Genomic DNA, 15,390 nt, shown 5'->3' with positions numbered 1-15,390 from the left:
CCAGGTTATACAGTATCCGCAGGCAGCCGGACATCATTTATCTGGTGAAAACAGGATACTGCAGGGCGCTGCAATGATGCAAAGAAAAATTATCGTGCTGGCATGGGTATTGGCAGGAATGCTAATTGCCGGATTTACCACTTTCAGGTCAGATCCGTTGCAGGGAAATGATGCGGGGTTCAGAGAAAAAAAGATCCGCCAACAGGTCCTTCGGGATCTGCAGTCCTTTCATCGTTATGTCCAGGACAGTCTTGGAAAAACCGGCGAAGAAACCGCCAGCGATACGGTAGCCTTACGGAGGATGTTTCTGGAGGCCCGCTTGAAATTCAAAAAATTTGAATGGGCCGCAGCCTATTTCGCTGCCGATCTGACACAACGGCTAAATGGACCTCCTGTTGAAGAAATTGAAAACCAGGATCTGCTGGATCCTGTAATGGCGCGGGGCATTGACCCGACTGGGCTTCAGGTAATTGAAGCTTACCTCTATCCATCATTTGAAACAGAGAATGCTGCTTCCCTGAGAGAAGAAATCGGCCGTTTACAACAGAATACAGATTACCTCAGGGCTTATTTTACGGATCTTGAACTCGCTGACTGGCGGATTTTGGACGCCGCCAAGCTGGAAATTTTCAGAATCATCACCCTGGGGATTACAGGATTTGACAACCCGATGGCACGCAACAGTATGCAGGAAGCAGCCGTCGCCCTGGGCAGTCTGCGGGAGCTACTTGTCTATTATCTTCCCCACCGCTCCAGCGCCTCCTTATTACAAAAAATCGACGGGGCCATTGACTATCTGATGATGCACCGGAATTTTGATCTATTCGACAGAGCCGCCTTCATTACCCGATACGCAAACGAAATCAGTAGCAACATTGCGCAGCTGACAGAAATCTTGCCCGGGCCAAAGATCCGCTATAACAGGATGTTGCGTCAGGATGTCCGCACCCTTTTCGACGAGGACGCTTTTAACGTAAATGCTTTTACCCCCGGTCCGGCTTTTCATATGACGGCCGCCAAAGTATCATTGGGCAGAAAGCTTTTCTATGATCCTGCTCTTTCTGGAACCGGTACCCGAAGCTGTGCGTCCTGCCACCGACCGGAGCTCGCCTTTACCGATGGTCTGCTCACGCCCAGGGATCTCCTGGACAGCAGCCGCCACCTGACGAGAAATGCACCTACGCTCCTGAATGCTGCCCTGCAGTCGAATTATTTTTACGATTTGAGGGCACTGACATTGGAAGACCAGGCCTTGGATGTAATCTGTAATCCCGAAGAGATGAACGGCTCGATGGAAAATATCATCGACTATATAAACGGTAATCCCGGCTACCGAACCCTGGTAACCCGGGCATTTCCGGAGGACACACAACAGGGTTTCAGTTCCTCCCAACTCACCAATGCCCTGGCTTCTTATGTACGTAGCCTGACCCGGCTCGACAGCCGGTTTGACGATTATATGCGTGGTAGTACTGCATCTTTAACGCAACAGGAAATCCGGGGTTTCAATTTGTTCATGGGCAAGGCCAAATGTGCTACCTGTCATTTTATGCCGCTTTTCAATGGCGTGACACCTCCCAAATATGTAAGAAGTGAATCTGAAGTGCTTGGCGTCCCGGTCTCCCGCTCGGATTCTACGTTGGATCCGGACGCCGGATATTTTGATATCATCGGAATCGATTCCTATCAACATGCCTTCAAAATTCCTACAGTGCGCAATATCAGCAAAACAGCTCCCTATATGCACAATGGCGTGTATAATAATCTGGAACAAGTAATGGAATTCTACAATAATGCAGGAGCCGTGGGATTAAAAATTTTATTGCCCAATCAGACATTGCCTGCTGACCCTCTCCAACTCACGCCGGAAGAAATAACCGCTGTTATTGCTTTCCTTAAATCGTTGGACAGCGCTCCGGTGCGTTAAGCCGTTTCCTGACCTGCAGATGGAGGCAGCTGCGAAGATTTACGGGAAAACAGCAATCCAGCCAGAAATATGACCAATGTACCGACAACAATTATCATATTGGCATGTAGTGGATTTCTCAGGAAACTGTATTGATCAGGAATCAGATAGGAAAAACTCATCCAGAGTATCACCAGGATGCCCAGAATGGTACCCGTGATCGCTGCACTGTTGCCGGCTTTCCTGGAAATAATGCCCAGTAAAAACAGACCCAGCATCCCCCCCGCAAATATTCCGGATAATTGCCACCAGATATCCAGTACACTTTTGATACCAATCATTAAGACACCGGCAAACATCCCCAATAATCCAAAGACCACCGTTCCAATATGTAGCAGCCGTAGTCCGGCCTTATTACTCAAGTCGGTTCTGATATACCGCTTGTAGATATCCTCTGCAAAAACAGTTGCCGAAGCATTCATACCGGAGCTAATGGTACTCATTCCCGCAGACAGGATCGCAGAGATAATAAGCCCGAGTAATCCCGTAGGTATCATCGTGACCATAAAATGCGGCATTACCTTATCACCGAAGTCTTCCGGCCGGAGCGCGCCCGCCAGCTGACGGATCTGTGCCGCAGTGGCGCCGCTGCCCAATTGCTCGGCCGCTGCCTGTAATCTGACAGGCTCCAGCAAGACCGGATTCTGTTGATAATAGGCATACAGGCTGGAACCGATGATAAAAAAAAGAAAGGAGGCTGGAATATAAATCCAAACACATAACCAGATCGATTTCGCTGCCTGTCGGGGTGTACGGGCCGTATGGTACCGTTGCACATAATTCTGGTCCATCCCGAAATTATTCAGATTGATAAAAAAACCGTACAGCAATACGACCCAGAATGTCGAAGAAGTAAAATCAGGCTTCAGACTCCCCAGGCTGAATTTCTGATCTGCCTGGCCAATAGCCAGGATTCCGGAAAAACCGCCATCAATATGCCGGACCACCAGATAGAGGATCAGAATGGCACCCACGGTTTTGAGGATTCCCTGGACCACTTCCGTCCAGATAACGGCTTCAATACCTCCCATTACCGTATACAGTACGATGCAAATCCCGGTCACCAGCATGATCACCTGCATATCATAACCGGTAAGAGCCTGTAAGGTCAGTGACAGCCCAAAGAAAATCGATCCCATCCGCGCAATCTGGGTAAGAATAAAGCAAATCACGGCATAGGTTCTGGCCCAGGGACCGAAACGGCGCTCCAGATTGGTATACGCAGAGATTTCACCGGTTCGACGGTAAAACGGCACAAAATACCGGGCGGCAATAATGGCTGCCAGCGGCATGGACAAACTGAAAGCAAATGCGTTCCAGTTGCTGCCAAATGCTTTTCCAGGTACCCCCAGAAAAGTATTGCTGCTGAGAAAAGTGGCATATATCGACAGGCCGATCGCCCATCCGGGGATTTTACCCGATGCCTTGGTAAACTGTTCGGCATTCTTATTCCTGGAAGAAAAATAATACCCTACATATATCATGGCCCCCAGGTATACCAGAATAACACCTATATCTATAATCGGCAATCTCGTCATAGCACTTTATCATTTATCTTTTTACCAAACTTAGCCTGCTTCCTTAATTCCTAAGACAACCTGCGACCGCCAAAGATAGGGATTACCCCATCTGGTTTACATGCCGGTACCAGCAGGTATCAGCGAAAATCCTTTCAGGTACTGATGCTGATGCGGACTTGCCAGGGCGGTATCCAGTCCCGTATTCTTCAAACTGACATGCTCCACCCATTGATCGGGATTCCCTTTGATGCGGGAAACAAACTGCCCCGTTTCTGCTTGCACCTGCTCCAGATAGATATCGGATATGGGCGTCAGTTTTTTAATCCGGGTCGGCACCAGGTAGCGCCATTGATACAGTACATCCATATCGATGCCCAGAATACCCTCTTTCAGATGGCCCGCCTCCACATTTTTGAAAAATATATTTTTAACATAGCCCCCCATCCTTTCATTTGTTTTGATAAATAGCAGGTGCATCAGTTCCCGGTTGTCTCTGGCTACTTTACAATTTTCCACATAGACATTTTCGATACCACCCGACAATTCGCTGCCAATGGCTACCAGCTGATGACCGTTCTTTACAAAACAATTCCGGATAATAATATTCCGGGAAGGCGTCTTGAGCCGCCAGCCTTCCGGATTACGACCGGATTTGATGGCAATGGCGTCGTCGCCCTGATCAAACCTGCAGTCTTCAATCAGCACCTGTTGACTCATTTCAGGATCGATTCCGTCGTTATTATGACCATGTGCATAAATATTCAATCCACGGACAATAATATCACGGCTCAGGTACAGATGCACCGTCCAGAAGGGACTGTTCTCGATCTGAAAATTTTCCAGCCGGATCCTCGAAGAGCGGTTGAACTGGATCAGTTGCGGGCGTAAATGAGCCGTGTCGTTTACCATATATCGCTGATCTGCAGGTACCCTGTCCTGGGCCTGGTTGTACAACCATTTAATACTGTTCATATGCGCAGGCGGACGACTGAACCATTGTTTCCAGACATCCATTTTCGCCTGGATCTTTCCGGATCCTGTTATAGCAATGTCCTGGCATTCGTAGGCGTAAATCAGCGGTGCATAATTATAGCATTCCAGACCTTCCCAACTGGTATGTACGGCCGGGAGATAATCGGCCGGATTTTCAGAAAAAAGCAAAACCGATCCCTCCTGCAGTTCCAGATTGACCTGAGATGCGAGTCGGATGCCCTTGGTCAGCCAGGTGCCCCGGGGGATCACTACAATACCGCCCCCTTTTTCATGAGCAGCCTGGATGGCCTGCTGTATTGCCGCGGTAGTCTTTTCCTTGTCATTGGGACGGGCACCAAAATCACGGATATCAAAGCGCGGACAAGCTTCAAACACCGGTTTGCTGATGGTGACCGTTCCAAAGGGCGTGGACACCTGCACCTGTTCAATCGGAACGGCGCCCTTTAATGAATAAGTCAGCATTACGGTCGTCAAGAGGCATAGCAACCATCGAAAGTTATTCTGCTTCATTTCTTTTTACATTAGTTTGAAGATAAGACTTCAGGTCACAGGAGGACAGCGATACCAGTCCTTCAGCGACCTTTGCTGCATTCAGGGTGGCACCCTGAAGGTTGGTATGGGTATGGTCCTTGGGAAAAAATTCACTGACCTGCTGGGGTCCCATCTCATCATAGGCATCGGCAATCAGGCTGTTCAGATCGATAAAATAAGCCCCTGTTTGTTCAGCAACCTTGCGGGCCCAACCGCCGTAGTCGCCGGTGGCACGACGGGTCTTTCCGTCCTTAAAATTATTCCGGGGTACCGGTGAACAAATAATGGGAACCGCCCCTACCGACTGTACGTCCTTTATATAGCGGCGCATATAATGTCCATAACTGTACACTGTCTCCCTGACTTTGCAGATGGGATTATAAATAACTGCGGAATCTTCGCCAATTCCGCGAATGGTGCCCCGGGCTCTGGCGGTATCATCCAGCGGGCTACCGTCGTTATGCCCAAATTGCATGATCACATAATCACCTTTCCGGAGTTCCGCCATGATCCGATCCCAACGTCCGTCTGTAATAAAAGTCCGGCTGCTGCGGCCGCCAATTGCGTGGTTCTGTATTTCAATACGATTGGTGTCAAAGAATGCGGCGAAGCAACTGCCCCAGCCCCATAACTGATCAGCGCCCCGGCCACTACCGTTCTTTACAGTCGAATCACCAATAATGTAAAGTACGGGACGGGGTTCCGGCTTTAAGCTAAAGGCATAAAGCACACCCAGGAGCAATAATAAAGGAAACCATTTGAAAAATCTGTACCTGTTCATGTATGTAATTTGTTGTTTAAAAAATAAGTAACTTTTTCAGCATCTTCTTTTCATCGGGTTCTTTTTAAAGAAGGCTAGAATATTTCACAACTTAGATGTTTCTATTAATAGGTCTTACCATCTACACCGAAAATAGGTTTCGGGCTTTTTTGCTCCTGCAAATAGTACTGAATGGCACTGTCGTTCATCCGGGGGTAGAGCTGCTTGAGCAGCGCCATCATTTCCGCACCAGCAAGCAATACCGGCCCATAACCATGAGCGGCAAAATTATTTACCGGGCGATGATAATAATAGGCCGGATCAAATGCCATTCCGGTACCGACACAAGTGCCTTCGACCTGCCCCTGTTTATTGATTTTTGTGGACAGTGCAGACCAGCCCAATTGCGCAACCGGGCCATAGGAAATGGCATCCAGCCAGCCTTTATTGATACCACGGGCAATACAGTAGGTAAAAATTGCGGTGGCTGAAGTTTCCAGAAAACTGTCGTTCCGGTCCAGGAGCTGGTGCCAGAACCCCGATCCGGATTGTCGGGAAGCTATGCCGCTGACCTGTGCCTGGTAAAGCCCGAGCAGTTCCTTCCGCCCCTGATAGCCTTCGGGTAAAACATCCAATAATTCAGTTAGGGTCAGCAGGGCCCAGCCATTGGCCCGCGCCCAGAAAAAGGCAGGATGATCAGTGGCAGCTGCTACCCAGCCATGCCGGAACAGTCCTTTTTCCTTCACAAACATTTTTTCTGCAAAAAGATTCACCTGCTGAATTGCGGTGTCAAAATAGAAACTGGAATCCGTATAAAGGCCCATCTGGGCGATGGCCGGTATGGCCATATACATATCATCCAGCCAGACGGTATTGGCCTGGGGTCGCATCCGGGCAAATGTACCGTCAGAAAGCCGGTATTCCTGATGCAGGATAAATTCCATATAGTTACGTATACAGTTTTCTGCCTTCAGTGCTGGTATTGACTGGCTGGCTTTAATCATGGCTGCACAGACGGCACCTGCGTCGTCCAATGCAGCTGGCCGTATCAGTTGACGTATCGGCCCCTCCGGCTTGTGGCCCTGGCGGGACAGGCGGGTAAAATAGGGTGCGATATCGGTAAGCAGACCCAGACGCCGGCCCACGTAATCAAGGTAACGGCCATCGCCACTTACCCGGGCAGCCGCCAGCATTCCTGAATAAGTTACGCCCCATTCATAACTGGTAAGCCTGAAATCGCCCTGCGCCAATCGCGCGTCCTGGTTGATTTTCGTAAAATCGGTAATCGGTTGTCCGGAAGCCCCATCGATGAGGCGGTAAGGGGTAACCCTGTCCAGGTAGGCCAAAATCCGATCCATCAATTCCTTAATCTCGGTGGCCTGCCATTCTTTGTAAGGCACCGGGTAGTCCGGTGTTAATAAATGCAGCGGTGTATTGGCATCAGTGGTGACCCCTTTCTGTTGTGCCTGTACAGCAACTGAAGCAAACAGACAGAAAAGCAGGGTAATGGCAAATAAACGAATATTCATCAGCGAATCGATTGTTGCTCCATCCCGATTAGGATTTCGCAGATTCAAAAATTCCAAATTGAAAGTGATTTTTATGAAATGACACCCTGCGCTTGAAAAGATTCGAAGCGCAGGGTGTCAAATATATTACTACTATTAATAACCCGGGTTCTGCTGGGCCTGTTTTTGCTCCGGTGTCAAAGCGGCACCGTTCATCTGTATTCCATCCAGATAGGTTTGCGGAATGGCTCTCAACTGGTGGTATTCCTGAATATAGGAAGTCGCCTGTGGATTAAACGCCCGTACCCGCGGAATCAGGGTCTTGGTCCTGGACAGATCCTCCCAACGGCGGTACTCGCCTACCAGTTCCCTGGAACGTTCATCCAGCACCAGGGCCAGCATCCGGCTATAGTCACCGCTCAATCCCAGTTTGCTGATCACATACTCATCACCGGAAGGCAATGCATTGATATTGTTGATCGCCAGGCTGGCAGAAGCCGCAGTTGTCTCTCCGATATTATTGGACTCGTAATAGGAATTTTCGGGCATAAAAGAACGGATATTTTCAATACCGGTGGGGTTCGCCGCATAAGGAGCGGATACCTTATAGGAACCACCCCCATCATAATATAAGGACCGGTTTTCCCCACTTATATACTGGGCACGTTCCCTGACGGCATTGATATAAGGAAGTGCTCCGGCATAGGAACCGGTACCCAGTTTGGCCTGCCTGATCTTCGCTTCTGCAGCAATCAGGTAGGTCTCCGCTGACCGGGCCAGGGGCATGTCCCGCAGCCCACGGGTATCGTTCAGCCCCGCTGCACGGGAGCCATCCGTATGTTTGCTCAGTGAAGGAAAACGCACGCCGCCATCCAGTGCCCCATCGGTCGTTCTGCCGGCAGGATAGGCAATATAGGCACTGGGAATCGTTTTTCCGGTCGCGCTGTAGGTAACCACATCGTTAAGTACGGTTCCTGGGAATCTGTTGTCACCGGGTTGATTCACGATATAGATGATGCCCAGATCACCATTGGCATAATAACCGCCTGAAGCTTTGTTCAGCCGGTACTTGGTCCGGAAACTTTTCCAGAACCTGGAGTCGTTCACCAGATCAAAGATCCGGAACATATAGTAATTCGGACGCAGCCGGCTATAGGGCCGGTCACCGGTAAGATCCCTTTGCATAAAGGGTAAATCATCATAACGCCCGGCATAATACATATGCTGGCGGTTCGCACCATTGGTGGAAACATCAGCTGTAAACTGGGCGGACAGTATCAGTTCGGACAATTGCTCATTGGCACCATCAGGGGCGGTATAATTCCACAGACCTGAAAAATTTGCCGTCAACGGATGCTGCGCGATCACTTCGTCACAAAGGGGTGTAATCGCTGCCAGATCGGCCGCCTTGGTTTCCTGATTCCAGGAATCATTGATTTCACTGGCACGGAACAGATAAGTTTTAGCCAGAAAATGCGCTGCTGCGTAACGGGTAATTTTCGCAGGAGCCCCTGCTGTAGGCAGGAGTTCATAGGCCTTTTTAAAATCATCCACAATCTGCGCATACACTTCCTGTGGTGTTGCACGGGTAAACTCCAGTTCCACCGTACTGCTGGATTTTATTTTAAGCGGCACACCTCCATATTGAGATACCAGCTTCAGGTAGCAAAAGGCCCGGAAAAAATAGCCTTCGCCCAAAGCGGTCTTCTTCACTTCATCAGCGCTGGATGTGCTGGCAGTCGCATTTTCAATAATCAGGTTGGCATTACCGATACCTATATACAGGTAATTCCATTGCGCTTCTGCGCTGGTCGTATTGGAGTTCACCACGGTAACGATGGACTTCAGACTTCCGTCATAGTTGTTCCAGGCGCTGTTGGAAGCATCGCCTCCGACGCTGAATTCATCGACACCATAACTTTCGGTACAGAAAGCCTGTTCACCGCCAAATGGCACGCAAAATACCTGATAATAGTTGCCGGTAGACAGGGACATAATCCCTTCATCCGTCTTATAGTATTCCATACCTCTTTCTGTTTCCAGTGTTTCATCCAGAAAAGCTTTTTTGCAGGATGACTGCAACAGGAGCCCTCCAATAAGAAACAGGGAGCTAAATATTTTTATCGTATTCATCATGATAGATTTTTAATTAACAGTGGATGTTTAGAATGTCGCATTCAGGCCGATGGTTACGCCTCTGTTGAAGGGCGCACTGAGCAAATCCATGTCGATCCATTTGATTTTCGAAAACACCATACCCGGATTCAGCAATTGCGCATAAACTTTGATATTCTTAACTGCATCCGTTTTCAGTATCCTGTTATCCAGTGTGTATCCCAGGGAAATGGTTCGGATCTTAAGAAATGAACCGCTCTTATAACCCAGGGCGGTATAAAACGGATCACCTGTTCCTTCCGTATATATAGGTTTCTGGTATTCGGCACCCGTATTCACTTCCGTATAATAATCAATGGCGCGCTGGGTACCCCTTCCTGTCTGAGACTCTCCACCTGTATTATACAGGTATTTCAGTCTTCCATAAAGAAATACGGAAAGTTCAAGTCCTTTATAGGAAAATGTATTGGTCATACCTACAATCCAGCGCGGCCGGGTATAACCGAGAATCATCCTGTCGTTATTGGCATCAATAGCCGTATCGCCATTCAAATCATAAGGATGGACATTTCCGGCAGAAAAGCTGTTGCCATTTGCATTATACTGTTCATAGACTGCGGCGTCTGAGGCCTGCCAGAGTCCCAGGCTTTTATAGCCGTAAATCACACTGATCGGTTCCCCGATAAACCAGCCGTTATTGATATCATCGCTTCCCGCCGCCAGTTTCACGATGCGATCCTTCTGCCAGGAAACACTGGCCGTGGTCGTCCAGTTAAAATCGGGTGTACTGATATTATGGGTGGTCAGACTCAGATCCAGCCCCTTATTGGCAGTTTCACCCACATTGGCAAATGTGGTCGTATAGCCGGTTACGGTCGGAATCGACATTTCCATCAACAAATCCGTAGTGCGGCTTTTGTATACGTCCAGGCTACCTTCGACACGGCCCTTCCACAGGGAAAAATCCAAACCGATATTATACTGGGTGGTTTTCTCCCAGCCCAGCTCCTGGTTGGCCATAATAGTAGAAGGTATGGTACCTGCTCCCAGGGTACTGCTGTAAGGGTAGAACACCGAAGTAATCGCCCCCTGGGTCGCATATATATCAATCGCAGAATTACCGGTTACACCCAGACCCAGTCTCAGTTTCAAATCATTGATCCAGGTGGCATTCCGCATGAAATTCTCGCTGTTGATTTTCCAGGCAATTGCGGCCGAAGGGAACCAGGCATATTTGTGACCTGCTGCCAGTTGGGAAGCCCCGTCCCTACGTATGGATGCGGTCAGCAAATAGCGGTCATCAAATCCATAGTTCACACGGGCCATATAAGACTGGAGCTGGCTTTTTTCCCAATCTGAAGAATAGGAACTTAAATTTTCTGCCGGTATAAAATTCTTGGACAGTGCATTCCATTTCTGACTGGCAAAAGCCACGCCGTTCGCTGCAATGGCACTGCTTTCCCGGGAATACTGCGTCTGGCTGCTCAACAAAGTAAGACCGAGGTCATGTTTATCTATCGTTTTGTTATAGTAGACCAGATGGTCCAGGGTATAGGATACGGTCTGGTTCTTCGTCAGGGAGGCGTAATTGGTCCCCCCGCTCCTTACAGACTTCTCATCAATATAGTTGCCTCCGCGGTAACTGGCGATATCCGGACCAAAATTCAGTCGGTATTTAAGGCCGTCCAAAACACCCAGAATATTTCCAAAATCAACCTGACCGTAAATACTTCCAAATGCCCGCAGTGTCGTACGTTGGTCCTGATTGAATAACCACTCATCTGCTACATTCTTAATGCCGATATCCCCGCCGGGTGTTTCAATACGGTTTCCGTCTGCATCATAGGGCATCGCATATGGAAACTGTGTTCTGGCTTGTTCATAAATCGAGCCCTGACCTGAGAGCGGGTTGCCGCCTGCAGTGGACTGTCCATATTCCTGTACACTATAGGAAACCTGTAAATTACTACCCAGTGTAAACCATTTGGTCGCATCGACGCTTACATTGGCATTGGCAGAATAACGAATATACTCTTGGCCTTTCTGGGTACCCTTATTGTTCAGATAGCCGAATGATCCATAGGCTTTTACTTTATCCGATCCGCCTGTGACGCTCAGGTTCAGGTTCTGCGTCAGACCGGGTTGGGTCACCATACCGTACCAATCGGTAGTGGCTACTTTGGAGCCATCCCAGCTGCCCGAAGCCCAGCCTTTTTCTATATTGGACCAGGCGGTAGGATCCCCGGTTGCCAGAAAGATGGCTTTATCGTTTTCAATGGTTGGTTGGTCGCCCCGTGGATATAGTTCGGGATTTCTGTAATAATAGGCCCAGCGCCGGAAGTCGATATACTCGCCTGCATTGAACATGGTCCTTTGATCCTTCAGCTTCTCAAAAGTAGTCGCCATATTCAGGTTCAGGCTGACCCTTCCAGCCTTGCCGGATTTCGTAGTGACAATGACCACACCATTGGCACCTCTGGAACCATAGATAGCCGTAGCAGATGCATCCTTGAGTACATCGATCGCTTCGATATCATTGGGATTTATATATTCGATACCGCCGGTCATCAATGGAATTCCGTCTACCACATATAGCGGGGAATTAGATGCGGTCAGTGAGCGCACGCCACGAATGTTAATACTCGCTACGGTACCCGGCCGCTGGGTACTCGAGATATCCACCCCGGCTACTTTACCCTGCATGGCTTCCAGTGCATTCTGAACGGGCCGGGCCTGAATTTCCTTCACCCCGATGCCCGTTACCGCTCCGGTCAGGTCCTTTTTCTTCACGGTACCATAACCAATCACTACCACCTGATCCAGTTCACCGTCCTCCCGGATCAGAACGACATTTACACGGGCGGTGGATGCGGTTACTTCCTGTGTCGTATATCCAACATTTGACACCACCAGTACTGCGCCCAGGGCTGCCTTGATCTGAAAGCCCCCGTCCGGGCCGGTCGCTACCGTTTCCGTGCCATCTTTCAATTGTACAGACGCACCGGATAAAGCTGTCCCTTCTTCATCGGACACTTTACCTTCAATGGTAACGGTTTTGCCATCCTGAGCATACAATTGCCCCGGAATCTGAAAACAGAGTGCTGTCATCAATAGCAGCAGCACTTTTAATAAGCGGTTTTTCTTGCTCATAAAAACATGTCTGATTTATTTGTTAAAAAATGTTCCCCTTACGAAGGAGCCAATGTGTGAAACGGCCTTGTAGCTTAGAAGTAGATTCAGGATCTCAGAATATAGCAGGCAAATGAAGACAAGCAAATTATATGTAGGGCGCTCAATCAAGTGATGTAGCCCCTTATTGTTTACTGTTTAGAAAGTACTGATGGTTTCTGCCCTATTTAATTCCTTAATGAAGTATCTTACAAGCCCCGCACGCAATCATTGTTTTTCCCGACAGGACAAATGTAACCATGCCAACAGCGTATGACCATCCTGCGCCATCCTGAAATAAACGCAAAAAATACGCAAACGATTGCGTGAATCATTCAGGATTCCATCCAGTCTCGCTGTTCAGGTTTTACTGTCAGCAACCTGATCCATTTACAAAGCAGTATTTTGGCCGGTGGATAAAATGAAAAATAGTATTATAATAGTATGATTTACAATTATTAATACCACCCTGCCATGCGCCTTGGGCGACATCGGATTTTCATATGCCTTTGCAGACAAGTCTATACGACATAAGGAAGCATACAGGTAATATGCTTCCTTCAGGTGCCAGGTTTAAAAAATGGGGCGTATCCCTATTCATGCAGCAGCTGCTGGTTTCGGATGTCCGTTGGTAGACGCCACGGAAGGATTCGAACCTTCGTAGTAGGTTTTGCAGACCATAGCCTAACCCCTCGGCCACGTGGCTGTATCAGAAGCAAACTTATCAGGGTGAGAATGCGCCCATTTGGCGGATAACTGCTTTGTACCGACGAGGCGCATACAGAAAGGCAGCTATTCTGATGGCCCAGGGTGTAGGCATAATATTCGACAAGAGGCTTAATCCCTTATTATGCCAGCCTGGTATGATGGTAGTTTTATTTTTTCTGAGACCTGCGACAGCCGCCCGGGCGATAACATGAGGCGACATCGTAAATCTTTCGATCCATTTCCAGGAATGCTCACTGCGGTCCAACCCGACATCCAGCGCTGTATTCGTGGCGCCGGGGATAAGACAGCTCACGTGTATGGATCGGTCCCGCAGTTCATATTGCAAACTTCTGCTAAATGAATGTATGAACGAATTAGAAGCAGCATATACTGCCAGATAAGGCACAGGGAAAAAACTGGTTAACCCGGCCACATTTAATAGAAAAGACCTGGAGGATCTTTCCAGCACGGGAATGAATGCATGTGCTATCTCGACCTGGGCTTTAATATTTACATCTATAATTTGAAGCTGCCGGTCAATATCCAGGTCATCAAAGGAACAATTTAGACCATAACCCGCATTATTAATAACCGTATCGATATAACTGTGATACCATTTGGTGAGTTGAAATACCCTGCCTACCGCTTCAGGCTCGGCAAGATCCTGTACGATCCGGACCACATCCACAAAGAATTTTTTCTGTATATAATCACCCAGTTCCCTGAGGTTTCTTTCATCCTTGTCAACGAGTATCAATCCCTTCCTTTCTTTGGCAAATTCAATAGCAATGGCGGCTCCGATGCCCTTCGCTCCGCCGGTTATCAACACATAAGACATTTAAACAGGGTTTAAAAGGATTAAAAAATTCGGTCAGCTACATCCTGTTATCTACAAACTCGGGTGATAGCCCTGAAGAGGTGCGGGTGCTTCAATACGCCTGCGCGTAGCCGGTATCCAGCCAAGCAGTTTCTGCAAAAGATCATTGACGGATCTTGTTCGCACTGCCAGTTCTTCCGGTAAGGCCAACTGAAAATACAGCACTTGATGTCCCGGTTGCGCGGAGGCCGCTTTTGATGCAACCAGTTTGTGCCATAGTCTGGGATCATGTATGGTAAGATCTCCCGCCTGAGGTTTTAATTGCCGTATACCTCTTGGCGATCGACCATTCGAAAATTTTTTACGCAGCCACAGGCGAAACGGATGCTGCAGGTGGGAGCCGGTAAATACCTGTAGCTGATCTTCCTCTTTAGCCTCTTCCAGATGCAGTCCCAGGGTCAGGAGTGTCCGGTATCCCGTCTCCGTCTGGTAAGCGCCGGGGTGCTGCCGGTACCCTGTCTGCCGGCTGGAATCTTCGGCCGAATTATTCCAATGCAGGTAAATGCGTAATTGATCCTTTAGTAAATCATTATCCTCCGGCTGCCCAGGCCCCAGCAATCCTGCCAGCAACTGCACCCGCTCCGTAGAAAGAAATCGCTGAAGAATATCTGTGGTTGCCTGGGCTTCAGATGGTTCAGATACCGTCCCCGGTGATCCGATCTGGTTGTCAAATCCCAGGGGAATACCCTTAGCGCGCGTGATTCCAGCTCCGGTTAAATAGTCGCGCACCAATTGGGTTTCATACAAGAGCTGTTGCACCGTATGGGAACCTACGAACTGCTTGAAATGCAGCAGGCCATAGATATCGAAATAATATTTGTGTAAGGCGGTAATCTCATGATTGAAATTAAACTGTTGAATCGCGTTGTTCATTATTGCCATAACTTTCGGTTTAAACTTGAATAATCGTATACAGCCATGTATACATTGGGGCGGTTTTCATTCAGGAAAAACTGATGCTGTTCCGTTTCTGCTTTTGCACCTTAAAACTGATTCCCAGGTTTGTATTTGAAAAAGATTTACTGAGCTCACTGGTAATCTCAGCCAGCGAAAGGTTTGATTTCCGGTAATATTGTATCCGACTCGGGGACAAGGGAATCAGGCTCCCCTTTCCGTTATTTGAGAAGAACGAAGTCGCCGGCCTGTAAAAGCGCGATTGAAGTTCGTGGTGGAGTCGGTGAAAATCACTTCCTGCTGTAGCATTCAGTAAAACCTCTACGATAAATAGCGGCATAATTGTAAGA

Annotated in this window: 9 protein-coding genes and 1 tRNA gene; 1 reads left to right on the top strand and 9 read right to left on the bottom strand. The window is 48.5% G+C overall.

Features of this window, described 5'->3' with window-relative positions:
• Window positions 1–73 precede the first annotated feature (73 nt).
• A complete protein-coding gene (locus ACYVI9_RS18875) occupies window positions 74–1,927 on the top strand; it encodes a cytochrome-c peroxidase (RefSeq protein WP_460767991.1) in 1,854 nt (617 codons plus the stop codon).
• Here ACYVI9_RS18875 and ACYVI9_RS18870 read toward each other — a convergent pair.
• From ACYVI9_RS18870 to ACYVI9_RS18830, 9 genes are all read right to left on the bottom strand, one after another.
• Complete coding sequence (locus tag ACYVI9_RS18870) at window positions 1,924–3,504, bottom strand: sodium:solute symporter family protein (RefSeq protein ID WP_460767988.1); 1,581 nt, start codon at window positions 3,502–3,504, stop codon at window positions 1,924–1,926. The genes ACYVI9_RS18875 and ACYVI9_RS18870 overlap by 4 nt on opposite strands.
• 96 nt (window positions 3,505–3,600) lie before the next feature.
• Entirely contained in the window at window positions 3,601–4,989 is a 1,389-nt protein-coding gene (locus ACYVI9_RS18865) for a glycoside hydrolase family 28 protein (RefSeq protein ID WP_460767985.1), read from the bottom strand.
• Window positions 4,976–5,791: a rhamnogalacturonan acetylesterase gene (locus ACYVI9_RS18860; RefSeq protein ID WP_460767982.1), complete on the bottom strand. Its 816-nt coding sequence runs from the start codon at window positions 5,789–5,791 to the stop codon at window positions 4,976–4,978. Before ACYVI9_RS18860 ends, ACYVI9_RS18865 begins: the two co-directional genes overlap by 14 nt.
• Window positions 5,792–5,895: 104 nt before the next feature.
• Window positions 5,896–7,299, bottom strand: a complete 1,404-nt coding sequence (locus ACYVI9_RS18855) for a glycoside hydrolase family 88/105 protein (RefSeq protein WP_460767979.1) — start codon at window positions 7,297–7,299, stop codon at window positions 5,896–5,898.
• A 135-nt stretch (window positions 7,300–7,434) separates the two neighbouring features.
• Window positions 7,435–9,411 (bottom strand): RagB/SusD family nutrient uptake outer membrane protein, encoded by a 1,977-nt coding sequence (locus ACYVI9_RS18850; protein ID WP_460767976.1) that lies wholly within the window; start codon window positions 9,409–9,411, stop codon window positions 7,435–7,437.
• Between the two features lie 30 nt (window positions 9,412–9,441).
• The gene (locus tag ACYVI9_RS18845) at window positions 9,442–12,543 is read right to left on the bottom strand and encodes a SusC/RagA family TonB-linked outer membrane protein (protein ID WP_460767973.1); all 3,102 of its coding nucleotides are present in this window, start codon (window positions 12,541–12,543) and stop codon (window positions 9,442–9,444) included.
• A 653-nt stretch (window positions 12,544–13,196) separates the two neighbouring features.
• Window positions 13,197–13,267, bottom strand: a tRNA-Cys gene (locus ACYVI9_RS18840).
• Window positions 13,268–13,285: 18 nt separating this feature from the next.
• Window positions 13,286–14,107, bottom strand: coding sequence for an SDR family NAD(P)-dependent oxidoreductase (locus ACYVI9_RS18835; RefSeq protein ID WP_460767970.1), 822 nt, complete (start codon window positions 14,105–14,107; stop codon window positions 13,286–13,288).
• A 51-nt stretch (window positions 14,108–14,158) separates the two neighbouring features.
• The gene (locus ACYVI9_RS18830; RefSeq protein ID WP_460767967.1) at window positions 14,159–15,028 is read right to left on the bottom strand and encodes a phytanoyl-CoA dioxygenase family protein; all 870 of its coding nucleotides are present in this window, start codon (window positions 15,026–15,028) and stop codon (window positions 14,159–14,161) included.
• Window positions 15,029–15,390: the final 362 nt, after the last annotated feature.

Source organism: Niabella terrae, assembly GCF_054783135.1.
The sequence above is the reverse complement of the archived record's forward strand: the minus strand, read 5'-3'. Positions and strand labels throughout refer to the sequence as shown.